Annotated in this window: 20 protein-coding genes; 6 read left to right on the forward strand and 14 right to left on the reverse strand. The window is 73.5% G+C overall.

Translation table 11 applies throughout. The features are described 5' to 3' along the window. Window positions 1-17 precede the first annotated feature (17 nt). Window positions 18-2,528 (forward strand): ATP-dependent helicase HrpB, encoded by a 2,511-nt coding sequence (gene hrpB, locus ACILQ5_RS02660; RefSeq protein ID WP_395656422.1) that lies wholly within the window; start codon window positions 18-20, stop codon window positions 2,526-2,528. Between the two features lie 85 nt (window positions 2,529-2,613). Here hrpB and bglX read toward each other — a convergent pair whose 3' ends face one another. From bglX to ACILQ5_RS02675, 3 genes are all read right to left on the reverse strand, one after another. After that, entirely contained in the window at window positions 2,614-4,926 is a 2,313-nt protein-coding gene (bglX, locus tag ACILQ5_RS02665; RefSeq protein WP_395656423.1) for a beta-glucosidase BglX, read from the reverse strand. 169 nt (window positions 4,927-5,095) lie between these two features. Next, window positions 5,096-5,689: a hypothetical protein gene (locus ACILQ5_RS02670; protein ID WP_395656424.1), complete on the reverse strand. Its 594-nt coding sequence runs from the start codon at window positions 5,687-5,689 to the stop codon at window positions 5,096-5,098. Window positions 5,690-5,796: 107 nt separating this feature from the next. Further along, on the reverse strand, window positions 5,797-6,306 hold the full coding sequence (locus ACILQ5_RS02675; protein WP_395656425.1) for a hypothetical protein: 510 nt from the start codon (window positions 6,304-6,306) through the stop codon (window positions 5,797-5,799). A 16-nt stretch (window positions 6,307-6,322) separates the two neighbouring features. On the opposite strand from ACILQ5_RS02675, the gene ppk2 reads away from it, so the two are divergent. After that, entirely contained in the window at window positions 6,323-7,138 is an 816-nt protein-coding gene (gene ppk2, locus ACILQ5_RS02680; protein WP_395656426.1) for a polyphosphate kinase 2, read from the forward strand. Between the two features lie 358 nt (window positions 7,139-7,496). Here the strand turns inward: ppk2 and ACILQ5_RS02685 are convergent, their stop codons facing one another. Beyond that, window positions 7,497-7,931: a hypothetical protein gene (locus ACILQ5_RS02685; protein ID WP_395656427.1), complete on the reverse strand. Its 435-nt coding sequence runs from the start codon at window positions 7,929-7,931 to the stop codon at window positions 7,497-7,499. 98 nt (window positions 7,932-8,029) lie between these two features. Further along, window positions 8,030-9,484, reverse strand: coding sequence for a cryptochrome/photolyase family protein (locus tag ACILQ5_RS02690; protein ID WP_395656428.1), 1,455 nt, complete (start codon window positions 9,482-9,484; stop codon window positions 8,030-8,032). Between the two features lie 26 nt (window positions 9,485-9,510). Between ACILQ5_RS02690 and ACILQ5_RS02695 the strand changes: the two genes are divergently transcribed. Beyond that, a complete protein-coding gene (locus ACILQ5_RS02695) occupies window positions 9,511-10,248 on the forward strand; it encodes a dienelactone hydrolase family protein (protein ID WP_395656429.1) in 738 nt (245 codons plus the stop codon). Further along, window positions 10,245-11,036, forward strand: coding sequence for an LLM class flavin-dependent oxidoreductase (locus tag ACILQ5_RS02700; RefSeq protein ID WP_395656430.1), 792 nt, complete (start codon window positions 10,245-10,247; stop codon window positions 11,034-11,036). Before ACILQ5_RS02695 ends, ACILQ5_RS02700 begins: the two co-directional genes overlap by 4 nt. Window positions 11,037-11,203: 167 nt before the next feature. On the opposite strand, the gene ACILQ5_RS02705 is transcribed toward ACILQ5_RS02700, so the two are convergent. From ACILQ5_RS02705 to ACILQ5_RS02725, 5 genes are read right to left on the reverse strand one after another with little or no spacing between them, the layout of a single operon-like run. Then, entirely contained in the window at window positions 11,204-12,367 is a 1,164-nt protein-coding gene (locus tag ACILQ5_RS02705; RefSeq protein ID WP_395656431.1) for a lipid-transfer protein, read from the reverse strand. After that, the gene (locus ACILQ5_RS02710; RefSeq protein ID WP_395656432.1) at window positions 12,364-12,741 is read right to left on the reverse strand and encodes a MaoC family dehydratase; all 378 of its coding nucleotides are present in this window, start codon (window positions 12,739-12,741) and stop codon (window positions 12,364-12,366) included. Before ACILQ5_RS02710 ends, ACILQ5_RS02705 begins: the two co-directional genes overlap by 4 nt. Beyond that, window positions 12,738-13,124 (reverse strand): Zn-ribbon domain-containing OB-fold protein, encoded by a 387-nt coding sequence (locus tag ACILQ5_RS02715; protein ID WP_395656433.1) that lies wholly within the window; start codon window positions 13,122-13,124, stop codon window positions 12,738-12,740. Before ACILQ5_RS02715 ends, ACILQ5_RS02710 begins: the two co-directional genes overlap by 4 nt. A gap of 31 nt (window positions 13,125-13,155) precedes the next feature. Next, the gene (locus ACILQ5_RS02720; RefSeq protein ID WP_395656434.1) at window positions 13,156-13,692 is read right to left on the reverse strand and encodes a MaoC family dehydratase N-terminal domain-containing protein; all 537 of its coding nucleotides are present in this window, start codon (window positions 13,690-13,692) and stop codon (window positions 13,156-13,158) included. Then, window positions 13,689-15,869 (reverse strand): acyl-CoA dehydrogenase, encoded by a 2,181-nt coding sequence (locus ACILQ5_RS02725; RefSeq protein ID WP_395656435.1) that lies wholly within the window; start codon window positions 15,867-15,869, stop codon window positions 13,689-13,691. The genes ACILQ5_RS02720 and ACILQ5_RS02725 overlap by 4 nt, the downstream gene beginning before the upstream one ends. A gap of 84 nt (window positions 15,870-15,953) precedes the next feature. On the opposite strand from ACILQ5_RS02725, the gene ACILQ5_RS02730 reads away from it, so the two are divergent. Beyond that, a complete protein-coding gene (locus ACILQ5_RS02730) occupies window positions 15,954-16,913 on the forward strand; it encodes an alpha/beta fold hydrolase (RefSeq protein ID WP_395656436.1) in 960 nt (319 codons plus the stop codon). 240 nt (window positions 16,914-17,153) lie between these two features. Here the strand turns inward: ACILQ5_RS02730 and ACILQ5_RS02735 are convergent, their stop codons facing one another. Next, window positions 17,154-18,713: a wax ester/triacylglycerol synthase family O-acyltransferase gene (locus ACILQ5_RS02735; RefSeq protein WP_395656437.1), complete on the reverse strand. Its 1,560-nt coding sequence runs from the start codon at window positions 18,711-18,713 to the stop codon at window positions 17,154-17,156. 162 nt (window positions 18,714-18,875) lie between these two features. Here ACILQ5_RS02735 and ACILQ5_RS02740 point away from each other — a divergent pair, with 162 nt between their 5' ends. Beyond that, window positions 18,876-20,189: an alpha/beta hydrolase fold domain-containing protein gene (locus ACILQ5_RS02740; RefSeq protein WP_395656438.1), complete on the forward strand. Its 1,314-nt coding sequence runs from the start codon at window positions 18,876-18,878 to the stop codon at window positions 20,187-20,189. Here the strand turns inward: ACILQ5_RS02740 and ACILQ5_RS02745 are convergent. From ACILQ5_RS02745 to ACILQ5_RS02755, 3 genes are all read right to left on the reverse strand, one after another. Continuing rightward, a complete protein-coding gene (locus tag ACILQ5_RS02745) occupies window positions 20,152-20,970 on the reverse strand; it encodes a YwiC-like family protein (protein ID WP_395656439.1) in 819 nt (272 codons plus the stop codon). The two genes, ACILQ5_RS02740 and ACILQ5_RS02745, sit on opposite strands and share 38 nt — an antisense overlap. Window positions 20,971-21,074: 104 nt before the next feature. Further along, window positions 21,075-22,427 (reverse strand): lytic transglycosylase domain-containing protein, encoded by a 1,353-nt coding sequence (locus ACILQ5_RS02750; protein WP_395656440.1) that lies wholly within the window; start codon window positions 22,425-22,427, stop codon window positions 21,075-21,077. A 138-nt stretch (window positions 22,428-22,565) separates the two neighbouring features. Continuing rightward, window positions 22,566-24,614 carry an acyl-CoA dehydrogenase family protein gene (locus tag ACILQ5_RS02755; protein WP_395656441.1) on the reverse strand — a complete coding sequence of 683 codons (2,049 nt, stop codon included), beginning with the start codon at window positions 24,612-24,614 and terminating at the stop codon, window positions 22,566-22,568. Window positions 24,615-24,627: the final 13 nt, after the last annotated feature.

Below are 24,627 nucleotides of genomic sequence, written 5' to 3' on the forward strand. Positions count from 1 at the left end.
CCCGCCAGACTGTCCTCGTGCCCGGCGACCCGATCCAGCGACTCCTCGCGGATCCGCCGGCGCTGCCGGTCCGCGACGGGCTGGGCGAGGTCGTCGCCGCGCTGCGTGCGACCGGCACGGCCGTCGTCCAGGCACCCCCGGGCACCGGCAAGACGACCCTCGTCCCACCTGCGGTCGCCGCCCTCGTCGACAGGCCCGTCGTCGTCACCCAGCCTCGTCGGATCGCGGCGCGGGCCGCGGCGCGGCGGCTCGCCCAGCTCCTGGGTGAGCCGGTCGGACGGACGGTGGGCTACTCCGTCCGCGGCGACCGCCAGGTCGGCCCCGACACCCGGATCGAGTTCGTCACCACCGGAGTCCTGCTCCGCCGGCTCCAGGGCGACGCCGACCTGCCGGGGGCCGCGGCCGTCGTCATCGACGAGGTCCACGAGCGCCGGCTCGACAGCGACCTCACCCTGGCGATGCTGGTCGAGGTGCGCACACACCTGCGCCCGGACCTGAGGCTCGTCGCGATGTCCGCCACGGTCGAGGCCGAACGCACCGCGTCGCTCGTCGGCGGCGCGGCTCCGGCGCCGGTCGTCGCCGTACCCGGATCGCTGCACCCCGTCGTCGAGGTCTGGTGCCCGCCGCCGCCCGGCGTGCGACGCTCCGACGACCGCGGCCTGACGCACCGGTTCCTCGACCACGTCGCCGGATGCGTGGGACGGGCGCTGGCCGAGCAGGACGGCGACGTGCTGGTCTTCCTGCCCGGGGTGTCCGAGGTGTCGGGCGTCGCGTCGCGGCTGGCCGCGGTGGACGCGGACGTGCGTCCCCTGCACGGGCGGTTGCCCCACCGCGACCAGGACCTGGCGCTGACCCCCGGGCCGCGCCGCAGGGTCGTGGTCTCGACCGACGTGGCGGAGTCCTCCCTGACGGTCCCCGGCGTACGAGCCGTCGTGGACGCCGGGCTGTCGCGCCAGCCCCGCACCGACCACCGCCGCGGCCTGGCCGGACTGGTGACCGTCAGCGTCAGCCGGGCGGCCGCCGAGCAACGCGCCGGCCGCGCCGGCCGGGAGGCGCCGGGCGCGGTCTACCGGTGCTGGTCGCAGGCCGCCCACCCGCACCTGCCCGCCCACCCGGAACCGGAGATCGCGACGGCCGACCTCACCTCGTTCGCGCTCGAGATCGCGACCTGGGGCAGCCCAGACCCCGCCGGCCTCGCGCTGATGGACCAGCCTCCCGGGCCGGCGATGGCGGCGGCGCGGCGGACTCTCACCGGGCTGGGCGCAGTCGAGGACGACGGCTCGGTCACCGACCGGGGCCGCGAGATCGCCCGCGTGGGCACCGACCCGCGACTCGCCCGGGCGCTGCTGGACGGCGCCGCGGTCGTCGGCGCCCGCCGGGCGGCCGAGGTCGTGGCGCTCCTCTCCGAGGACATCCGGCCGCCCGGCGCCGACCTCGTCGCCGCGCTGCGCGCCGTCCGTCGCGGTGGAACCGCGAGCACGGCGTGGAGCGGGTCGGTCAAGCGCCTGGAGACCGCGGTCCGCGGCGTCGACCGACGCGGCGCGGAGGGGATGCCGGACGACGTCGCGGTCGGGCTCGTCGTCGCACTCGCCCACCCCGACCGGATCGCCCGGTCGCGGTCCGGCGCCACCACGTACCTGATGACCTCGGGCACCGGCGCCGTCCTCTCCCCCGGTTCGGCACTCACCGGCCAGCCGTGGCTGGCCGTCGCCGACGTCGACCGGCGGCCCGGCACCCGGGACGCCACGATCCGCTCGGCCGCACCCCTGTCCGAGGACCTGGCACTCGAGGCGGCATCCGCGTGGTGGCAGGAGACGGAGCAGGTCACCTGGTCCGAGGACCGGGTGGTCGCGCGCCGCACGGTGTCCCTCGGCGCCATCGAGCTCTCGTCGGTCGCCATCACCGATCCGGCGCCGGCGCCGGTGGCGGCTGCCGTCCGGGAGGGGCTGCGCCAGCAGGGCCTGGCCGTGCTGCCCTGGTCGGAGGCGGCCACGGCCCTGCGCGAGCGGATGCGCTTCCTCCACCGGTCGCTCGGCGACCCGTGGCCCGACGTGTCGGACGAGGCGCTGCTGAGCGGGATCGAGACGTGGCTCGGCCCCGAGCTGGCCCGGGTCCGCAACACTCGTGACCTGCGTCGGGTCCCCGTGCTCGCCGCCCTGCGCCGACTCCTGCCCTGGCCCGCGGCCGGCCGGCTCGACGAGCTCGCGCCGGAGCGGGTGCGGGTGCCGAGCGGGTCGAGCATCCGCGTGGACTACGGCGGCGACCAGCCGGTGCTGGCGGTGCGGCTCCAGGAGGTCTTCGGCTGGACCACGACCCCCCGGCTCGCCGACGGGCGGGTGCCCCTCCTGCTGCACCTGCTCTCCCCCGCCGGGAGGCCCGCGGCGGTCACCGCCGACCTGGGGTCCTTCTGGACCACGGGCTACCCGCAGGTCCGAGCCGAGCTGCGCGGCCGCTACCCCAAGCACGCCTGGCCCGACGACCCCTTGACCGCGCCACCGACCCGCGGCGTGCGACGTCCGGCGGGCTGAGACCCCGCCCGTCAGCATCGTCATGCCGGCTCCTCCTGCCGGGGCCACGTGCGCTGCCGGAGCAGCCCACGTGGCCCCGAGGAGGTCAGCGCGTGACCTGGAACGTCCTCGTCAGCGTCGCCGTCGAGTCGTCGCCGGCGTACACCTCGATGGCGCCCGGCTCCACGACGAACTTGCCGCGGTTGTCGTAGAACCCGAAGTCGCTCGCGTCCAGGGTGAACCGCACCGTGGTCGACTGCCCCGGGTCGAGCGTGACCCGCTCGAAGCCACGCAGCCGGCGGACCGGCTGGGAGATGCTCGCGACCGGGTCGTGGAGGTAGAGCTGCGCCACGTCGTCCCCGGCCACGTCACCGGTGTTGGTGACCGTCATCGAGGCGACGACCGTGCCGCTCCGCGGCACCGAGGTCCGGCTCAGCTGCAGGTCCGAGACGTCGAACGTGGTGTAGCTGAGGCCGAAGCCGAACGGGAACAGCGGGTCGCAGGTGCGCAGGTCGCGGTAGCGCGAGTTGTACTTCTGCGTCACGTCGCACGGGCGGCCGGTCGGCTCGTGGTTGTAGTAGATCGGCACCTGACCGACCGACTGCGGGAACGAGACCGGCAGCTTGCCGCCGGGGTTCACCTTCCCGAAGACGACGTCGGCGACGGCGTTCCCGGCCTCGACGCCGGGGAACCACGCCTCGAGCACCGCCGGCGCGGAGTCGACGACGTTGCCGAGGGTGAGCGGGCGGCCGTTGAACAGCACCACGGCCACCGGCTTCCCGGTCGCCACGACCGCGTCGATCAGGGCCTCCTGGTCGCCCGGCAGGTCGAGCGTGCTGCGGGCGGCCGCCTCCGCGCTCATCTCCCGGGTCTCACCGACGGCGAGCACCACCTGGTCGGCCGCCTGGGCGGCGGCGACCGCGTCCGCGAACCCGTCGTCCGGGCAGTCGTCGGCCGGGTCGTAGTCCGGCGGTTCCTCGTTGCTCAGCGAGCAGCCCTCGGCGTACGTCGTCGTGCCGGTCGAGCCGTCCTGGACGCCCTGCAGCACGCTGACGGCGTCCTCGTCCTTGCCCTGGCCCCACCACGGGCCGAGCATGTCGTGCTGGTCGTCGCCGAGCGGTCCGATGACCGCGGTGTCCTTCGCGGGGTCGAGCGGCAGCGTCTGGTCGTCGTTCTGCAGCAGCACCATCGACCGAGCGGCAGCCGTGCGGGCGGCCTGCCGGTCCGCGGCGGTCACGAAGCTCGCCGGGTCGGTGGCCTTCGCCTGGTCGACGTAGGGGTGCTCGAACAGGCCGGCGCGGAACTTCACCCGCAGGATCCGTCGCACCGCGTCGTCGAGCCGCGCCATCGTGATCCGGTGCTGCGCGAGCAGCTGCTTGCCGTAGTCGCGGATGTAGGTGCTCACCATCTCCGAGTCGGTCCCGGCCATCAGCGCGTTCGCGCCGGCACCCGGCCCGTCCGCCGCGGTGCCGTGCCCGCACGGGCCCTCGTCGGGGGTGCGCGGCGGGCAGGCGCGGGTCTCGGCGACCGCGGTGTAGTCGCTCTCGATGAACCCGTCGAAGCCCCACTCCTTCTTCAAGATCCTGGTCTCGGTGTAGGAGTTGGCGCAGCCCGGCACGCCGTTGATCGAGTTGAACGAGCACATGACCGTGTCGGCCCCGGCGTCGATCGCGGCCTTGAACGGCGGCAGGTAGAGGTTGCGGAGCCGCTGCTCGGACATGTCGGTGGTGTTGTAGTCGCGCCCGCCCTCCGGCTGGCCGTAGGCCACGAAGTGCTTGACGCTGGTCGCCACCTTGTCCGGGGCGCTGTAGTCGCGGCCCTGGGCACCCTTGACCCGGGCCGCGGCGAAGACCGACCCGAGGTAGGGGTCCTCGCCGTTGCCCTCGACGATCCGGCCCCACCGCGGATCGTGGGACACGTCGACCATCGGGCTGTAGACCTGCTTGATGCCCACGGTCGACGACTCGCGCGCGCCGATCCGGGCGTCGGCGCGGGCGACGTCGGGGTCGAACGAGCTCGCGGCGCCGAGCGGCGCGGGGAACACCGTGCGGTAGCCGTGGATCGTGTCGTAGGCGAACAGGATCGGGATGTGCAGGCGGGACTGCTCGACCGCGATGTGCTGGTAGTGGTCGATCTTCGCGGGGTCGGTCAGGCTGAAGACGCCGCCGACGCCGGCCTTCGCGTCCGCGTCGGTGATCTGCCCGTCCGAGAGGAGCTGTACCTGCTGGAGCTTCTCGGCGGTGGTCATCTTGCGCAGCAGCTGGTCGATCTTCTTCTCGATCGACCGGTCGGCCGGCCCGCGGGTCGGCGCCAGGGCTGCTTCGTCCGGTGCTCGGCCGGGCGCGAGGACGGTGCTGGCCGTCGCCGTGCCCGTGATCGCCAGCGCCAGGACCGCGCCCGAGATCGCGATTCGTCGCATGGGGGTTCCTCCGCGGGCGCCTTCGTGGCCGGCCGACGGGGGTGGCGACCGGGCGTGCGCGGCGGTGGCGTGCGCCCGCGACCGCGCAGGCACCCGGACCGTTCCCTGTGACCGGGGTCACAAACCCGCAGGCGCCACCCGGTCCCGGATCCTTCTCGTGCTCACCGGATCAGTCGCCCTCGCCGTTCCACCACTTCGCGTCGACGCGGTCGTGGCGGAACCGGATCTCGGACTGCTTCAGGAACGCCATCTGGTCGTAGTAGCGCCAGGCCATCGCGCCTGCCCTCGTCCCCGACGAGCCCGGGTAACCCACGATCCGGGTGACCTGGCCGCGCGTCATGCCGCGCCGGATCCGGTCGAACTCGACGCGCGAGATCGTCGTCCGCCGGGTCTTCTGCTGGACCACGGGCCACTGGGTCCGGGTCCTGCGCGTGGTGTCGCACGTGGCGACGGTCCTGCTGCGGTAGTGACCGGCGGGCACGCGCGGGAAGCGGGACCGGTGGTCGTCTCCGGACCAGTGCCACCGCCGCGTCGTGCCGGTGTCGAGGTTCGTGAGTCGCCACCGCACGGTCGGGTCGGTCGTGTAGTCCGAGCACGAGACCCACGGCGCCGTGATGCCGCCCTTCTCCCCGGCCGGCGCCGCGAAGGCGCGGACGGTACGGATGATCGGGTGGCCCGCGGCCGCCGCCTCGGGGACCACCAGCAGGGTCCCGCCGAGAGCGAGGGCCGGGACCGCGAGCAGTGCGACGAGTCGAGACCTCATGGCGACCTCCTCGGACGATCCGTCCTCACCTTCGACGGTAGTCCCGCGCCCTCCGGTCCGGCGTCGCTCGGCCTGTGACGGCGGTCACCGATCGCCCTGGGGAGCCCTCAGCGGGCCTCGGCGACCGTCGTCACGCGGTCCCGGTCGGGGTCCCAGCGGCGCAGGGTCGTCAGCACCAGCTCCACGTCCCGGTAGCCCAGCACGTCGATCGCGCGCTGGGCGCTGGCCCGGTCGAGCCGGCGCGCCAGCGTGACGTGCGCCAGCCAGCCCGTGTGCTGACGACCGGGCACCTGCACGCGCACCGCGAGCACCCGTCGTACGACGTCGTCCTCGATGTCGACCGCACGGGCGACCGTGAGCCGCTCGCCGCCGAGCAGCAGCAGGCCGGCCGCGCGCGCCCGCACCGGCAGCAGGGTGCCGAGCCGGGCCTTCGCGACGTCGACGGCGTCGTCGGGCAGGTCCGGGGCGGAGACGACTGTGACGTGGGGCGCGTTCGAGTGACCCCGGTGGTCGAGCTGCGAGGGCAGTCCCGCGTCGCGGAGGGCCTGCCAGTCACGGCGTACCAGATCTTGTCCTGCGATGTCAGGCACAAGGTCCAGGGTGTGGAGCTTCGGCACGTGCTTAGGCTGCACCATGAGCAAGCCGCACAAGCGCCTGGGGGCGCGCGAGTACGAGGCGGAGCTGTTCCGCCTGCAGGCCGAGCTGATCAAGGTCCAGGAGTGGGTGCGCGCGAGCGGCACCCGCCTGGTCGTGGTCTTCGAGGGACGCGACGCGGCCGGCAAGGGCGGCACGATCAAGCGGGTCACCCAGTACCTCAACCCCCGCGTCGCCCGGATCGCGGCGCTCCCGGCGCCCAGCGAGCGCGAGCGCGGCCAGTGGTACTTCCAGCGGTACGTCGAGCAGCTGCCCAGCCGCGGCGAGATCGTGATCTTCGACCGGTCCTGGTACAACCGCGCCGGCGTCGAGCGGGTGATGGGGTTCTGCACGCCCGAGGAGCACCGGCGGTTCCTGCACCAGTGCCCGATCTTCGAGCGGATGCTGGTCGAGGACGGGATCCTGCTGCGCAAGTACTGGTTCTCCGTCAGCGACGAGGAGCAGCACCGCCGGTTCCGCGACCGGATCGACGACCCGATGCGGCGCTGGAAGCTGTCGACGATGGACCTGGAGTCGATCACGCGGTGGGAGGAGTACTCCCGCGCGAAGGACGACATGATGGTCCACACCGACATCCCCGAGGCGCCCTGGTACATCGTGGAGAGCGACGTCAAGAAGGAGGCGCGCCTCAACATGATGGCCCACCTGCTCTCGACCATCCCCTACACCGAGGTCGACCAGGCCGAGATCGTCGTCCCCGAGCGCCCGCCGGCCACCGGCTACCAGCGTCCCCCACGCGACCAGGCGACGTACGTGCCCGACCACGTGGCCGGCATGGTCGCCCACCGCGGCTGAGCCTGCCTGCCGCGCCCCCGCCCGGGACGTCATACGAACCGGTCGCCCCGACAACCAGCCCGGATGACGTCCCCCCGCCACGCCCCGGGACGTCATACGAACCGGTCGCCCCGACAACCACCCCGCATGACGTCCCCCCGCCACGCCGCGGGACGTCAAACGAACCGGTCGCCCCCACAACCCCCCCCCATCACGTCCCCCCCCCCCCCCGCGGGACGTCAAACGCCCCGGTCGCCCCGACCGCCCCCCCGGATGCCGTCCCCCGGCCGCCCCCCCCCCCCCGGGACGTCATACGAACCGGTTACGAACCGGTCGCCCCGACAGCCACCACGTATGACGTCCGCGCGGCGGCGCGCGGTCAGGCGGACTCGCCCAGCAGGCGGCGCACGCCGGCCCGGGACAGCAGCAGGCAGACGACGAGCACCGTGACGGGGACGAACCCGCCCAGGCTGACGTCGTCACCGAAGACCAGGTCGACCAGCCAGAGCACGACGAGCTTGCTCCCGGCGGCCACCGCCCACAGCGCGGCGACCGCCAGCAGCTTCCCGGCGGTCGTCGTCGCCGCACGGTGCCGGGCGAGGATCCGGCCCTTGAGCCGGAGGACGACCTCGAGCGCGACCTTGAGCAGCAGCGCGGTCAGCAGCGAGAGGGTGAACGTCTCGCTGATGACGGCCGGGAAGTACTCCACGGCCAGGTTGAGGACGACCACGTAGACGAAGACGTCGACGACGTCCCCCGGGCGGGCGGCGAGCCACGCCCGCGCCGGGCCCCGGGGCCGGTCTGTCTCGGTCACGCCACGATCCTCCCGCACCGGGCCGCCGGCCCGGCGCACCCCCCGGAGCACCACCGGAGCACCACCGGAGCACCACCCGTGCAGGGCGACCACCGACGTCAGGCGAGCCAGGGCGCGGCACGACGGGTGTGCCGGGCCTTCGTGGCCGGGTCGAGGCCGTCGTACAGCCGGGCGACCTGGCGGGACCGCGGGTTCGCCGCGAAGACGTCGTGGTGGTCGCGCACGAACGTCCAGTAGAGGGCGTCCCAGTCGTCGCGCCACTCCCCCGGACCGAAGTCGCTCATCCTGCGCAGGTAGTTCGACCCCGACACGTAGGGCTTGGTCGTGATCGCGTCGCCGGACGCGAACTGGCTCATCGCGTGCACGTTCGGGACCATCACCCAGTCGTAGGCGTCGACGAACATCTCCATGAACCACTCGTGGACGGCCTCGGGGTCCGTGCGCAGCAGGCACATCGCGTTGCCGAGGACCATCAGCCGCTCGATGTGGTGGGCGTAGCCGGTCCGCAGCACCCGCCCGACCACGGTGTCCACGGGGTCGAGGCCGGTCTCGGCGGTCCACCACCCGGGCGCCAGCGGACGGGTGTGGCCGAGGTGGTTGCGGCTGCGCAGCCGCCGGCCGCCCCGCACGTACGTCGCCCGCATGTACTCGCGCCAGCCGATCACCTGCCGCACGAACCCCTCCAGCGACGCGAGCGGCACGTCGTCCACCTCGAGTGCCCGGTTCACAACCTCCCGCGGCGAGATCAGGCCGATGTTGAGCCCCGGGGTGAGCAGCGAGTGGAAGAGCGTCCCCTGGCCGGCGGCGATGGCGTCCTCGTAGGGGCCGAACTGGTCGAACCGGTTGGTCAGGAAGTCGCCGTACGCCGTCGACGCCTCCTCGTGGCTGGTCGGCCAGGCGAACGCCCCCGCGTCACCGGGGTTGTCGGGGAACGCGTCCTGCACCCACGCGACCGCCGCGTCGACGGCCGGGTGCCGCTCCGGTCGCGCCACCTCGGGGACGGGGTGCCCGCGCGGCAGCTTCTTGCGGTTGTCCTCGTCGAAGGACCACCGGCCGCCGACCGGTCCTGCGTCCGGGCCCGTGCCGTCGAGCAGGACGCCGAGCCGGCGCCGCTGCCAGGTGTAGAAGTGCTGCATCCGGACGCGGCGTCCGGCGTCGTCGAACCAGCGGTGCAGGTCCGCGCGGGTGGTCAGGAACCCCGGGCTCTCCCACCATTCGTCGACCATCGGCAGGTCGCGCTCGAGCCAGTCGTCCACGACGTCGTAGGCCTCGACGGCGGTGGGGCGCAGCCGACGGAGCGCCTCCTCGAGGAGGTCGCGCGAGGTGCGGCCGGGGCCGGTCTCGACGACCGCGACGTCGCGGCCGGCGGCGCGCAGCCGGTCCGCGAAGCGCTGCATCGAGGCGCGGTGCAGGACCAGCTTCTGCTGGTGGAAGCGGTACTGGCGGAACATCAGGTCGTGCTCGACCAGCACGAAGGCGGTCCCTGCCGGAGCGTCGAGGTGCTCCTCGAACAGCTGGTGCGGCATCACCAGCCGGACACGACGTTCCCTCACGACCTCCCCGTCCCCATACTCACCACATGCCACTCCTCGACAGCTGGACCGCCGGGCAGCACACGGCCGGCGACACCACCCACCCGACGTACCGGAAAGGTGCCGGCCCGGGCGTGGTCATCATCCACGAGATCCCGGGTCTGACGCCGACGGTGATCGGGTTCGCGGAGGAGGTCGTGGCGGCCGGCTACACGGTGGTGCTGCCGCACCTCTTCGGCACCCCCGAGGCGCCGCCGAGCGCCGGCGCCATCGCCAAGGTGCTGCCGAGGGCGTGCATCAGCAAGGAGTTCACGACCATGGCGGTCGGCGAGACGTCGCCGATCGCGACCTGGCTGCGCAGCCTCGCCCGGTCGCTGCACGAGGAGCTGGGCGGACCGGGGGTCGGTGCGCTCGGGATGTGCTTCACCGGTGGGTTCGCGCTCGCGATGATGGTCGACACCTCCGTCGCCGCGCCCGTGCTCGCGCAGCCGTCGCTGCCGTTCGCCGTCGGCAGGAAGCGCGCCGCCGACCTCAACCTCTCCGCGGCCGACCTGACGGCCGTGAAGGAGCGCGCGGCAGCGGGCTGCCAGGTGCTCGGGCTGCGCTACAGCAAGGACCCGGCCGTCGGCACCCGCTTCGACACGCTGACCCGCGAGCTCGGCGACGCCTTCCTGCGCGTCGACCTCCCAGGCAAGGGCCACTCGACCGTCACGGAGCAGCGCTCGCAGGAGGCCGTGGACCGGGTGCTCGGGTTCTTCGCCGAGAAGCTGCAGGCGCCCGCGTGACGGCGCGGCGCGGGCTGTTCGTCGCGCCGTTCGACGCGCTCGCCGACCCGCGGGTGGTCGGCGACCTCGCCGCAACCGCCGAGGCCGCCGGCTGGGAGGGCTTCTTCCTCTGGGACCACCTGCAGTACGGCGACCGGGTCGGCGAGATCGCGGACGTGTGGACCTGCTGCGCCGCGGTGGCCATGCGGACGTCGCGACTCTCCTTCGGGCCGATGGTCACCCCGCTGGCCCGGCGCCGCCCCCAGGTGCTCGCCCGGCAGGCGGCCTCGCTGGCGGTGCTGTCGTCGGGGCGGTTCGTCCTCGGCCTGGGGCTGGGCGACGACTGGGTCGGCGAGTTCGGCGCGTTCGGCGACGAGGTCTCGCCGCGGGTCCGCGGGCAGATGCTCGACGACGGTCTCACGGTGCTCACCGGGCTGCTGTCCGGCGAGGAGGTCGCGCACGAGGGACCGCACTACACGGCCCGCGGCGTCCGGTTCCGGCCCGCGCCCCGGGTGCCGATCTGGCTCGGCGGGCGGTTCCCCCACGCCGTACCCCTGCGCCGGGCGGCGCGCCACGACGGCTACTTCGTGATCGGGCTCGACGGGCCCGACGACCTCGACACCGTCGCCGCCGACATCGCCGCGCAGTCCCCGGCCCCCGGCTTCGACCTCGTCGTCGACCTGCGGACCGACCAGGACCACACGCCGTGGCTCGACCGCGGCGCCAGCTGGGTGCTCACCCGGATCGGCCCGTTCGACCTCGACCTCGCCGAGGTGGAGCGCATCGTCGACGCCGGCCCGCCACGTTGAGTCGGGACATCTGCCGTGTGTGCGGCTCCTGGGCAGACTTCGTGGGCAATCCCTGGACTTAGTGGGTGTTGCATCACCCACTAAGTCCATGGTTCCCCGGCCGGCCGGGGAAACCAGCAAGAAGATGTGCCGGCCCCGGTCACCGGTCGCCGGTCACAGGTCACCGGTCAAGCCGACAGCACCAGCCCGGACGTGGGGACGCCGGTGCCGGCGGTGACGAGCACGTGGTGGGCGTCGGGGACCGGGTTGACCGAGGTGCCGCGGACCTGGCAGACCGCCTCGGCGATCCCGTTCATGCCGTGGATGTAGGCCTCGCCGAGCTGGCCGCCGTGGGTGTTGAGCGGCAGCCGGCCGCCGATCTCGATCGCCCCGTCCGCGACGAACCCCGGCGCCTCCCCGCGGCCGCAGAAGCCGAGCTCCTCCAGCTGCATGAGGACGTACGGCGTGAAGTGGTCGTAGAGGATCGCCATCGGCATGTCGGCCGGGCCGAGCCCGCTCTGCCGCCACAGCTCACGGCCGACCACGCCCATCTCGGGGATCCCGATGTCGTCGCGGTAGTACGACGTCATCACGAACTGGTCGACGCCGCTGCCCTGCGCGGCCGCGGCGACGTACGCCGGCTTCTGGGCCAGGTCGCGCGCCCGCTCGGCCGAGACGACCACGAGCGCCACCGCGCCGTCGCTCTCCTGGCAGCAGTCGAGCAGGTGCAGCGGGTCCACGATCATCCGCGAGGCCTGGTGGTCCTCGAGCGTGATCGGGCGCCCGTGGAAGAACGCGTTCGGGTTGGTCGCGGCGTGCCGCCGGTCGGCGACCGCGACGCGGCCGAAGTCCTCGGAGGTGGCGCCGTACTCGTGCATGTAGCGGCGCGCCTGCATCGCCACCGTGGCGGCCGGGGTGCCGAGCCCCATCGGGTAGGTCCAGGCGTTGTCGAGGCCGTTGGTGTTGACCTGGGTCGCGGCCGCGACCGAGAACTGGCCGAAGCGCGAGCCGGAGCGCTCGTTGAACCCGCGGTAGGCCACCACGCAGTCGGCCACCCCGGTGGCGACCGCCATCGCGGCCTGCTGGACGGTCGCGCACGCGCCGCCGCCGCCGAAGTTGATCCGGCTGAAGAACCGCAGCTCGCCGCAGCCGAGCTCGCGGGCGACCGCGATCTCCGAGGAGGTGTCCATGGTGAACGTGGTGAAGCCGTCGACGTCGGCCGGCGTCAGCCCGCAGTCGGCGAGCGCGGCCCGCACCGCCTCGACCGACAGCTGGAGCTCGGAGCGGCCGGACTCCTTGGAGAACTCGGTCGCGCCGATGCCGGCGATCGCCGCTTTGCCGGAGAGCGTCATGCGACCACCCGGACCGTGCCGGTCACGTGGTCGCCGAGCGAGACCCGGCCGACGACCGAGATCGTCGCGATGCCGTCCTCGACGGACTCGACGGTCCCGCTGAAGGTCAGCGTGTCGTAGGGGTGGGCCGGCGCGCCGAGCCGGATCGCGATGCCCTTGAGCTCGGTGTCGGGGCCGGCCCAGTCGACGACGTACTTCTCGACGAGCCCGTTGGTCGTGAGGATGTTCATGAAGATGTCCTTCGACCCGGCCGCTTGCGCGACGTCGCGGTCGTGGTGGACGTCCTGCCAGTCCCGGGTGGCGATCGCGGTGCTCACGATCGTGGTCGGGGTCAGCGGCAGCGACCACGCGGGGATCGTGTCGCCGGCTCTCATGCCCGCCTCCACACCGGCAGCGTCAGCTCGTCGTCCACCCGGTTCCAGTCCACGCGTAGCGGCATCCCGATCTCGATCTCCTCGTCACCCACGTCGACGACCTCGCCGACCATCCGCACGCCCTCGTCGAGGTCGATGAGCGCGATCACGATCGGCAGCTCCTTGCCCGGGACCGGCGGGTGGCGGTGCACGACGTAGGAGAACACCGTGCCGGTGCCCGCAGCGACGACATGACCGCGGTCGAAGGCGCCGCACGCGGGGCAGGCCGGGCCGGGCGGGAACCGCAGGTCCCCGCAGGCGTTGCACGTCTGGATCCGCAGCTCCCCGACCTGGGTGCCGTCCCAGAAGAACTGCGAGTCGCGCCCGATCATCGGGCGGATCACCTGTGGTCTCGACGCTCGCTCCGCTCGGACCTCAACCACCGTGAGCCTCCTTCGGGATGAACTTGAGCACCCGGAACAGCATGCTCGCGACCTGCTCGCTGCTCCCGTCCGGGTGGTCGACGTACCAGGTGTTGCGCGAGGTGACGAAGTAGCCCTCGCCCATCGCGGTGCGCTTCGGGCCGGCCACCGAGTCCAGCGCCGTCGTCACCCGGACCCGCTCCCCCACCCGCAGGTAGCGCTCGTAGGTCTGCTCGCAGTTGGTGCCCAGCACGGCCGTGTAGCCCTCGGCCGTCAGCACCTCCATCATCCGGCTCAACGGGTCGTCGTCCGGACGCCGTCGGCCGAGGCCGGGCATCGTCCACACCTGCGCCATCGACGGCGGCGCCTCACCGTTGCGGAACCGCGGGTTCTCGTAGCCCATCGCGTCCAGCCAGGTGCCGATCGTCGGCTGGTTCACCTCGTACGGCGCCAGCGACTCCGACGCCTCGCCGAGCGCCTTGATCCGCTCCGCCTCGGCCATGATCCGGTCCTGCGCGCCCACGGCCGCCCCGCTCACGTCCGCGCTCACCGCGGGACCCTCGGCAGCCCGAGCCCGAACATCGCGATCAGCTCGCGCTGGACCTCCTGCACGCCCCCGCCGAAGGTGAGGACGAGGTTCCGCTTGGCCTGGCCGTCCAGGTAGCGCATCAGCTGGTCGGTCTCCTCGTCGGCAGGGTCGCCGTACCGGTGCACGACGTCGGTCAGGTCGGCCGCGAGGTGCTGCACCTGGTCGGCGGCGAACACCTTGGACGACGAGGCGTCGCCGACGGACACCTCGCCGACGGCGGCGGCCCGCGCGACCTCCCAGTTGAGCAGCTCGTTCACCCGGAACGCCGCGGTCACCGCGCCCATCGTCCGGCGCACGTCCGGCCGGTCGATCACCCCGGCCTTGGCGGCCCAGTCCGCGACCCGGTCGCGCAGCCCCTCGAGCCGGCCGGCCGGCCCCAGCATGACCCGTTCGTGGTTGAGCTGGGTGGTGATCAGCTTCCAGCCCTGGTTCTCCTCGCCGACCAGCATGTCGACCGGCACCCGGACGTCGTTGAAGTAGGTCGCGTTGACGTGGTGCGAACCGTCGGCGGTGATGATCGGCGTGTGGGAGTAGCCGGGGTCCTTCGTGTCGACGATGAGGATCGAGATCCCCCGGTGCTTGGGCGCGTCCGGGTCGGTGCGGCACGCCAGCCAGATGTAGTCGGCCTGGTGGCCGCCGGTGGTCCAGAGCTTCTGCCCGTTCACGACGTAGTGGTCGCCGTCGCGCCGCGCGGTGGTGCGCAGTGCGGCCAGGTCGGTGCCGGCGTCGGGCTCGCTGTAGCCGATCGCGAAGTGCACCCGCCCCTCGAGGATCGGCTTGAGGAACATGTCCTTCTGCTTCTGGGTGCCGTAGCGGATCAGCGTCGGTCCGACGGTCTGCAGCGTGACGGCCGGCAGGTGGACGTCGGCGCGCTGGGCCTCGTTGGCGAAGATGGTCTGCTCGATCTCGCCGAGCCCGTGGCCGCCGTACTCCGTCGGCCAGCCGATGCCCATCCAGCCGTCCTCGCCCATCTGGCGGACCACCCGCTGGTAGGTCTCGCCGTGCCGGTCCAGGGCCATGTCGCGGTGCTGGTTCTCGTCGGCGAGGCCGGTGAAGTAGCTGCGCAGCTCGGACTTGAGCGCCCGCTGCGACTCGGTGAGCTCGAGGTTCTTGGTGGTCGGGTCCTCGACGTGCACGTCCTCGGCCTGCGCGCCGAGCGCGTGGGTGATGTCGGTGACCCACGAGAAGTAGCGCGACATCGGGTAGGTGATGTCGACACCCATCCCGCCGTGCAGGTGGTGGCAGGTGCGCATCGCGGTCGGCGCCTCGTGGCACACCCAGTACGCCGCCACGGCCAGGTCGTCGGTCACGTCGCGGCCGGTGCCGATCCGCCAGGCGGCGTTCTCGGCCGCCAGGGCGACGGTCCGCGAGGTGATGTAGACGTCGGCGACCTGCATCGCGACCGCCTGGAACTCGGCCAGGCTCCGGCCGAACTGGGTGCGTCCCTTGACGTACGACGCCGTCAGGTCGCGCGCCCCGGCCACCAGCCCTGCGGCGGTGAGGCACAGCCCGGCCACCCACAGCTCGCGCAGCACCCCGGCGGCGTCGGCTCCCGGGAGCAGCTCGGCCGGGGCGCCGTCGAGCACCACGGTGTGCTGCGCCGGCCCGAGGCTGGACATCGACTCGAGCAGCTCGACGCCAGGCCCCGCCGGGTCGACGAGGGCGACCACCGGCTGGTCGCCGGACGCCGCGGTCACCAGCAGGCGGGCCGCGCGGTCGGCGTACGTGACACCGATCTTGCGCCCGGTGACCCGGCCGTCGGCGTACGTCGTGGCCGCCGTGCCGCCGACCTCGCGGACCGCCGGTGCGAGCAGGGTGTCGCCGGCCGCGACCCCGGGCAGGAGCGCGGCGCGCTGGTCCTCCGAGCCGGCGGCCGCGAGCGTCAGGACGCCGCAGCAGAGCGTCTCCCACACCGGCAGCTGCGTCGCCCGGAGCCCGGTCTCGTGCAGGAGGACGGCCACCTCGTCGAGGCCGAGACCCTCCCCGCCGTGGGCCTCGGGGACCGGGAGCGCCAGCAGCCCGGCGGCGGCCAGCGCCGCCCAGGTCGCGTCCCCGCGGGTGTCGTCGGCGTCGTCGGCGCGGTCCAGCACCTCGCGGACGACCGACCACACCGCCTCGGCTGCCTCACTCACCTGCATCTCCTGTCGCCTCCGGGTCCCTGCCGTGCGAAACTGTAACCTGTTCTACTCCAGCAGGGCACGCCCTCGAACGCAAGGAGAACCGTGAGACCGGTCGCACCACTCGGCTTCCTCAAGCGGCGCGTGTACGTCCCGCACGCCCGGATCCCCGAGGGGCGGATGGTCGAGCTGCCGGGCCGCGGCGCGACGTACGTGACCGACACCCCGGGCCCGACGCCGGACGCGCCGACCGTGGTGCTGCTGCACGCCGTGGGCTGCACGGGGCTGCTCACCTGGTTCCCGTCGATCGGGCCGCTCTCGCGGCGCTACCGGGTGGTGACGCTCGACCAGCGCTGGCACGGGCGCGGCATCCACTCGGCGGAGTTCTCGCTGGTCGACTGCGCCGACGACGTGGCGGCCCTGGTCGAGGTGCTCGATCTGGGCGAGGTGATCGTCGCGGGCTACTCGATGGGCTCGATCATCGCCCAGCGGGTGTGGCGCCAGCACCCCGAGGTGGTCGCCGGCCTGGTGCTGTGCGCGACGACCGACCGGTTCCGCTCCACCGTCGCCGAGCGGGTCTTCCACCAGGGCATGGAGGTCACGATGGCCGGCGCCCGCGGCCTGTCCCGCTCGCGGACCACCGCCCGCGCGGCCCGCGCGGCCGGCCGCGCCACCAACCAGGCGCTCGACATCGCGCCCGTCGACATCCACGACTGGGCCGTCGAGGAGTTCCGCAGCACCTCGCCGTGGGCGGTCGGGCAGGCCGTCGCCGCGCTCGGGCGGCACCACTCCCGCCCCTGGCTGCACCGGATCGACGTCCCCACCGCCGTCGTGGTCACGCGCCGCGACCGGGTGCTGCCGCCGGACAACCAGGTGGCGCTGGCCCGCCGGATCCCCGGCGCGACGATCCACGTGGTCGACGCCGGGCACGCGGCGTGCGTGATGGAGTCCGAGCGCTTCGTGCCGGCCCTGCTCGAGGCGGTCGCCACCGTCAACGCCCGGCACCGCGGCGTACGCCGGCCGCGGACCGACGACCCGCCGCCGAGCGCCTCCGAGTCCGCCTGAGGGGTCGTCCGGGCGCGACGGTCAGGGGCAGTCAGGGGGGCGGTCAGCGGAGCGGCCCGGCCTGGACGATGAACCTGCGTCGTCCCGGCGGGAGTTTCATCGGCCGGCCGACAAACCTCACGGCTGGACGATGAACCTTCGTCGTCCCGGCAGGAGATTCATCGGCCGGCCGACAAACCTCACGGCTGGACGATGAACCTTCGTCGTCCAAGCGGGAGTTTCATCGTCCAAGCGGGAGCACTACGCCTCGGCGGCAGCCGGCTTCTTCGCCGCCGGCTTCTTCGCCGCCGGCTTCTTCGCCGCCGGCTTCTTCGCCGCCTTCTTCGCCGGCGCCTTCTTCGCCGGCGCCTTCTTGGCGGCTGACTTCTTCGTGGCCAGCTCGGTCACCGGCTCCGCCGACGCGCCGGCCTGCTCGTCGTCGACCGCGGAGAGCAGCGCGGCCAGCTCCTCGGGGAACCGGCGCACCAGGCCCTCGGCGTCGGGCAGCGACTCGCTGCAGGCGATGACGCCGACGTGCACCCGGCCGTTGTTCGACATCACGGTGATGTTGAGCCCGGCACCGTGGAAGACCGGCCCCAGCGGGTAGAGCCCGTCGATCCGGGCGTCCATGAAGTAGAGCGGCACCGGCGGGCCCGGGACGTTGGAGATCACCAGGTTGTGCACCACCGGGTGCAGCTCGGGGAGCTTGAGGCCGGCGTAGGTGCGCACGGCGAGCCCGAAGGTCCGCGGGGCGGCGAACTCGGCCCAGTCCTGCAGCGAGTCCGCGCTGATCGCGGCGTGGTGGTCCTTGGCGTGCTGGTTGCGGGCGGCCAGGTCACGCAGCCGCTCGAGCGCGTCGGCGGTGTCCGTGCCGAGCTTCGCGAACAGCGCGGAGACCTTGTTGGCTCCCCCGGACCGCTGCGACTTGTCGCGGACCGAGACCGGGACGGTCGCCAGGAGCGAGTGCTCCGGGAGCTCGCCGCGGTCCTCGAGGTAGGAGCGCAGCGCCCCGCCGGCCACGGTGAGGACGACGTCGTTGACGGTGGTGCCGGTCGCGGTCTTGACCTTGCGCACGTCCCCCAGCGACAGGTCCGCGAACGCGATCACCCGGTGGCTGGTGATGGTGCCGTTGAACGACGTCCGCGGTGCCGTGAAGGGCGCCGCCATCGCGGTGCCCGTGCGGGCCCGGCCGACGGTGCGGGTGACCATCTGCACCGAGGGCGTGACCAGACGGAACGCGTTCAGCGGTCGGGTGACGAAGCTCGCCACGCCCCGCCCGAACAGCTCGGCCTGGCCGGGGTCGCGACGGGCGCGCTGCCGTTCGGCCGGCGCCATCGGCGCGGCCCCCGGCTCCAGGCTGCACAGGTGCGAGATCAGGTTCGCGCCCGAGACGCCGTCCACCGTCGCGTGGTGCATCTTCGAGAAGACGACGACCCGGTCGCCGTACCCCTCGATCACCCACATCTCCCACAGCGGCCGGGAGCGGTCCAGCGGCAGGCCGGCGAGGTGGCCGGTCAGCTCGACGAGCTCGTCGTAGCCGCCCGGCGCGGGCAGCGCGAGCCGGTGCACGTGCCGGTCGATGTCGAAGTGCCGGTCCTGCACCCAGATCGGGTGGTCGATGCCCATCGGGACCTTGCGGAGCTTGCGCGTGAACTCCGGGACGTCGCGCACCCGGCGCTCGAGCTCGTCACGGAAGGCGGGGTAGGAGTAGCCGTCCGGCATCGTGCTCGGGTCCAGCACGATCACCCCGCACACGTGCATCAGCTGGGCGGGCGTCTCCAGGTAGAGGAAGCTCGCGTCGAGGCCTGACAGCCGCTCCATGACATCCTTCCGGGCGCTCGTGACGACGGGTCTGACGACGGATCTGTAACGTGTTCCAGTCCTTCAACGAGGCACCTTAGTCCGCGACACGCGTGACCGCTCTCTCACGACTGGTCGGTCCGGACCGGTGCCACGAACGGAAACACGTTCTACATTTGTCGTATGGGCATCCTCCGCCGCCAGGTCGTCACCGCCGCCCTCACCGCGAACGCGATCCGACCGGTGCCCGGCTTCCGGGCCGGCATCCCGGCGTTCGCCGCGGGCTGGCTGACCTCCGAGCTGGCCCCGCACCTGCTCGCCCTGACCGCGACCGACGCCGCCGTCCACGCCGCGACCACCCGGCGCGGCCGCCGGTCCCGCAGCCGCGCCGGACTCGCGCTCGCCGCCCTCAACATCGCGGGCCAGGCGTTCCTGGTCGACCAGGCGCGGCGGGTGCGGAAGGAGGCCGAGGACGCGCTCGTCGAGGGCATCGGCGCGGACTACGTCGAGCAGCTCGATGCCCTCCCGACCCCGGCCGACCTGGCCACGCCCTGGCGGCAGCTCGTCAACCCGTTCCGGATGCGCAACGCGGAGGTGGTCGTCGAGCGCAACGTCGCCTACGCCCCCGAGCACGGCAAGCGCGGCCTGCTCGACGTCTACCGTCCAGCCACGGCCACGACCGAGCGCGCCCCCGTGCTGCTGCAGGTGCACGGCGGCGGCTGGACGATCGGCAGCAAGGACGAGCAGGGCATCCCCCTGATGCAGCACCTCGCCGCCAAGGGCTGGATCTGCGTGGCGATCAACTACCGGCTCGCCCCCCGCGACCCGTTCCCCGCGCAGATCGTCGACGTCAAGCGGGCCATCGCCTGGATCCGTGAGCACATCGCCGAGTACGGCGGCGACCCGGACTACATCGCGATCACCGGCGGCTCGGCCGGCGGCCACCTGACCGCGCTCGCCGCCGTCACGCCCAACGACCCGGCGTACCAACCGGGGTTCGAGGACGCCGACACCAGCGTGGCGGTCGCCGTCCCGCACTACGGCGTCTACGACTTCTCCGGCTGCACGGGCCTGCGCAGCGCCGAGCTGATGCGCGACCGGTTCCTGGCGCCCCGGATCGTGCAGCGCAGCTGGACCGAGGACCCCGAGGTCTTCCGGGCGGGTACGCCGTTGCTCCGGATCACCAAGGAGGCGCCGGACTTCTTCGTGCTGCACGGCGCGCACGACTCGCTCGTGGCGGTGGAGCAGGCCCGCCTGTTCGTGGCGCGGCTGCGGGAGGTGTCGGGGGCGACCGTCGTCTACGCCGAGCTCCCCGGCGCCCAGCACGCCTTCGACGTGTTCCCCTCGATCCGCAGCGCCCACGTCGTGCGGGCGATCGACCGCTACCTGCACTGGCACTGGAACGGCTGGCGTCGCGAGCACGACGCGCGGACCATGGACGCCGACGCCGGGACGGGCGCTACAGCACCAGGAAGGCCGACGCGGCCACGAGGATGAGCCCGGCGAGCTCCACCAGGCCGATGCGGGCGGGCCGCCAGGTCGGGTCGTGCCACCAGATCGCCCGCCCCGCGAGCAGCACGAAGGGGACGGCCAGCCACCACGAGGCGTCCGCCGCGACGCACGCAGCCACCACGACGAGCGGTGACACGACGGCGACCAGGCGGGACGCCGTCGTGTAGGCCGGGTTGGCACGCTCGCGGATCAGCGACTTCACGTGCAGCGTCGAGCCGACCAGCGCGAGCGCGGTGACGAGCATCGCGAGCAGCACGGACGGGGCCGTCATCGCCGCCGTCGGCAGCCGCAGTCCCGATGCGCCGGCGACCACGCCGGCGACCACGCCGGCGACCACGGGGACCAGCAGCACGCACTCCACCACCAGGACCAGGTCGTTCCCGATCGAGCGCTCCCGGCGACGCCGCGCCTGCTGCAGGTTGACCGCGAAGAGCGCGAGGTAGGCGAGCAGCACCCACACGAGCCACCGGTGGGTCGCCAGCAGCGAGGCTCCGGCGACCACGCACGGCGGCGTCCACACCAGGGCTGCCCTCCGGAACCGCTCGGGCCGCCGGGCGGTCAGCAGCCCCGTGACCGCCCAGCTGCACGGGTAGGCCGCGACCCAGGCGGCCGCGAGCACGAGCACCCACGGCGACCAGCCCGCCGCGGCCACGCCGAGGAGGAGGGGCAGCGCGAGGAAGCCCCAGGCACCGTGCTGCGGAGGCACCACCGGGGCACGCCGCGGCCGTCGGGCGGCGGTGGCGCGGTGCTGGGTCCGGGTGGGCACAGCACCAGCGTCCGCGCGCAGGCCCGGACGTCCACCGGTCCGGCGACCCGACCTCGCGGGACGTTGGTCCCGGTCACCCCCCGCCCCACCGCCCTGCGGAGCGGTCAGCGCGTCGGCCCGACGCCGTCCTCGACGTAGTCCTCGTCGCCGATCGCGAGCACCTGCGGCACCTCGTCGGCCTTCGCGGCTGTCACCACGAACGTGACCTCGGTGCCCTCGAGGCCGGCGAGCTCCTCGGCGTTCGTCTCGACCGTGCCGTCCCCGTCGAAGTCGGCCAGCGCGGCCGCCGCGAGGTAGTCGGTGTCGCCGACGTCGACGACCGTGTCGCCCACGCACCAGGCCGGTGTCGTCTCGTCACCACAGGCCTGGAGGGTGCCGGCGAGCTCCTCGGTGGCCGGGGCGGTCGACGGCGGGTCGGTCGGGAAGGTCTGCGGCCCGTCGGTCGGGTCGGTCGTCGGCGGGTCGCTCGGGTCGCCGCCGGGGTCGTGCGAGCCGCCGCCGTGCGGGTGGTCGGGCTCGTAGGCGTGGCCGTCGTGGCCGGTGCCGCCGGCCTGCTGGCCGTGCTGGCCCGGCTGGTCGCCGTGCTGTCCCTGCTGGTGGCCCTGGCCGTCACCCTGGCTGTTGCCCTGGCCGTTGCCCTGCTGGCCGTTCCGGTCACCCTGCGACGGCCCGGAGGGCGCCAGCGTGTAGGGCGACATCGCCCGCACGGTCACCGGGACGTCGGGCTGGGAGTAACGACCCGTGCGGTACTGCCGCTCGAGCGCGACCACCTCGGCGACGTACGCCGCCGACGGGTTGTAGCGGTGCAACGCGACGCTCATGCCTTGGCGGGTGTCGAGGCTGCCGGGCGCGGAGCACAGGAAGACGGCCGCACCGAGCGCGGCGTCGTCGATGTCGTCGGCGGAGCGGATCCCGTCACCGTCCGCGTCGACACCGAGCGTGGCCCAGGTCGAGGGCAGGAACTGCATCGGCCCGACCGCCCGGTCCCAGCGCTTGTCGCCGTCGACCCGCCCGGCGTCGGTGTCGGCGACCTTCGAGACCGCACCGCGACCGTCGAGCTCGACCCCGCGGATCAGCGGCTTCGACACACCGTCCTGGCCGAGCCGGGCGCCGTCGTAGCGTCCGTGGTCCGACTCCACGCCACCGATGGCGGCGAGCAGCGTCCACGACAGCCCGCAGGACTCGTCGACGCGGGTCGCCACCGTGGCCGCCCGCTGGTACGCCACGAGCGCGACGACCGGGATCTCGCCGATGTCCGGCGCGGTGCCCGCCTTGGCCAGGGCGTCGCGCACCACCGACACCCGCGCGTCCGAGACGGTCGGGACGGTGGGGACGGACGGCTCCGCCGCGTTCACGATCGTGTCCACCGGCTCCGGCGCGACCTTCTGGATGGGCGCGGGCGTCCGCCACGGCTGGCTGACGATGACGAGGCTCGCCAGCGTCAGCGTCGCGGTCATGGCGAGGCGAACGGGTCGGACGGACAACATGGTGCTTCCAGACTAGACCTGTTGTGGGCGTTCTGGGGCGAAAATCGCCCAAAAGTGCAGTCGTTTCCTCGACATTTGCCCCGCGGTCGCCCGCAGGACGGCTCCGGGTCAGCGCGGCAGCCCCAGGATCCGCTCCCCCGCGACGTTGCGGAGCACCTGGGTGGTCCCCCCGGCGATGGAGAGACAGCGGGTGTTGAGCAGCTCCCAGAGGTCGCGCCGGACTTGCTCGTCGTCGTCGACGAGCACCCGGTCCCCGTGCAGCGCGGCGACCAGCTCGGCGGCGTCCTGGCGGTTGCGGACACCGAGCAGCTTGGCCACGCTCGACTCGGCCCCGGGCCCGTGGCCCGCCAGCGAGCGCATCGTCGAGCGGACGCCCAGCAGGGCGCACACGGTCGCCAGCGCCACTGCGTGCCCGACCCGCACGCGCCCGGCCGCACCGACGCCGTCGGTGGCGAGCGCGACCGCCCGCTCGGTGCTGTGGCTCAGCCGGGTGGAGCCCATCGCGACCCGCTCGTTGGCGAGGGTGGTGCGGGCCAGCCGCCACCCGTCGTCGACCTCGCCGACCACCAGGTCGTCGGGCACGAAGACGTCGTCGAGGAAGACCTCGTTGAACAGCGCGTGGCCGGTGATCTCGCGCAACGGCCGGACGTCGATACCGGGGCTGTTCCTCATGTCGACCAGGAAGTAGGTGATCCCGCGGTGCTTGGGCGCGTCCGGGTTCGTGCGGGCCAGGCAGATGCCCCAGTCGGCGCGCTCGGCCACCGAGTTCCAGACCTTCTGCCCGGTCAGCCGCCAGCCACCGTCGACCTTGACGGCCCGGGTGCGCAGGGAGGCCAGGTCCGACCCGGCGTCCGGCTCGGAGAAGAGCTGGCACCACACGAGGTCGCCGAGCAGCGAGGGCCGCACGAAGCGCTCGCGCTGCTCGTCGGTGCCGTGCTCGAGGATCGTCGGGAGCGCCCAGCCGGCGATCACCAGGTCGGGGCGCGCCACGCCGGCCCGGTCGAGCTCCTGGTCGATCACGACCTGGGTGACCGGGTCGGCACCGAGGCCGTACGGCGCCGGCCAGTGCGCTGCGAGGTAGCCGGTCTCGACGAACGCCGCCCGTCGCTCCGCCTCGGGCGCTGCGGCGATCCGCTCGACGGTCGCCCGCACCTCGGCGCGCACCGCCTCGTCGCGACCGCCCAGGTCGAGCTCCACCCGGCGCCGGACGCCCCCGACCGCCGCCGCAGTCAGGCGGTCCGCCGCCTCGTCGCCGTCGCCGGCGAGCGCGCGGAGCGCCAGCGCGCGACGGAGGTAGAGGTGGGCGTCGTGCTCGTAGGTGAAGCCGATCCCGCCCAGCACCTGGATGCAGGTCTTGGCGACCTCGACGGCCCCGTCGAAGGCGGTGGCGACCGCGACGTCGGCGGCGAACGCCCACTGCTGCTCGTCCGAGCCGGCCGCGGAGGCGACGTCCCAGGCGGTCGCGGTGACCGCCTCGGCGGTCTCGAGCATCTCGGCGCACAGGTGCTTGACCGCCTGGAAGCTTCCGATCTTCTGCCCGAACTGCTCGCGCACCTTCGCGTGCTCGACCGCCGTCGCCAGGCACCAGCGCGCGACACCGGCCGCCTCGGCGGCGGCCAGGGTCACCGCCGTACGCCGCACGCGGTCGGTCGTCACGTGGACGGGTTCGCCGGCGGTCGGGTCCAGCACCCGGGCGCGGCCGTACCGACGACTCAGGTCCAGGCCGGTCTGCGCGGTCAGCTCGACCGCGTCGCGCGGGAGCAGCCGCCAGCCGCCGTCCACCTCGGCGAGCAGGTGCGCGGCGGACGGGGCGTCCCAGACCAGGTCGTCGAGCACCAGGCCGACGACGCCGTCCTCCGGCAGCCGCCCGAGCAGCAGCGAGACCGCCGCCGGCCCGAGCAGCGGGCCGGGGACCAGCTCGTGGGCGCAGGCCTCGAGGGCCACGGCCAGGTCGAGCACCGTGCCTCCGCCTCCGGCCGGCTCGGGCACCGCGATCGTGGGCACGCCCATCTCGGTGAGCGCCTCCCACGCCGTCGCGAAGGCGGCACCGGCGTCACCCTCCGCGGCCCGGGCGAGGTCGCGCCCGGCCAGGTCGGCGGCCCACTTGCGCAGGCTGGACGCCAGCTCGACGTGCTCCTCGGAGATCCCGATGGACATGCCACTCCTCGCG

Origin of the sequence: Nocardioides sp. (assembly GCF_044226305.1) — a bacterium.
Lineage (GTDB): Bacteria > Actinomycetota > Actinomycetes > Propionibacteriales > Nocardioidaceae > Nocardioides.

Coding starts and splice junctions, on each gene's coding strand:
- ACILQ5_RS02755 (WP_395656441.1), bottom strand. CDS start 24,614: ATGTCCATCGGGATCTCCGAGGAGCACGTCGAGCTGGCGTCCAGCCTG.
- ppk2 (WP_395656426.1), top strand. CDS start 6,323: ATGAGCAAGCCGCACAAGCGCCTGGGGGCGCGCGAGTACGAGGCGGAG.
- ACILQ5_RS02740 (WP_395656438.1), top strand. CDS start 18,876: ATGGGCATCCTCCGCCGCCAGGTCGTCACCGCCGCCCTCACCGCGAAC.
- ACILQ5_RS02750 (WP_395656440.1), bottom strand. CDS start 22,427: ATGACCGCGACGCTGACGCTGGCGAGCCTCGTCATCGTCAGCCAGCCG.
- ACILQ5_RS02725 (WP_395656435.1), bottom strand. CDS start 15,869: ATGCAGGTGAGTGAGGCAGCCGAGGCGGTGTGGTCGGTCGTCCGCGAG.
- bglX (WP_395656423.1), bottom strand. CDS start 4,926: ATGCGACGAATCGCGATCTCGGGCGCGGTCCTGGCGCTGGCGATCACG.
- ACILQ5_RS02705 (WP_395656431.1), bottom strand. CDS start 12,367: ATGACGCTCTCCGGCAAAGCGGCGATCGCCGGCATCGGCGCGACCGAG.
- ACILQ5_RS02670 (WP_395656424.1), bottom strand. CDS start 5,689: ATGAGGTCTCGACTCGTCGCACTGCTCGCGGTCCCGGCCCTCGCTCTC.
- ACILQ5_RS02735 (WP_395656437.1), bottom strand. CDS start 18,713: ATGGAGCGGCTGTCAGGCCTCGACGCGAGCTTCCTCTACCTGGAGACG.
- ACILQ5_RS02695 (WP_395656429.1), top strand. CDS start 9,511: ATGCCACTCCTCGACAGCTGGACCGCCGGGCAGCACACGGCCGGCGAC.
- ACILQ5_RS02710 (WP_395656432.1), bottom strand. CDS start 12,741: ATGAGAGCCGGCGACACGATCCCCGCGTGGTCGCTGCCGCTGACCCCG.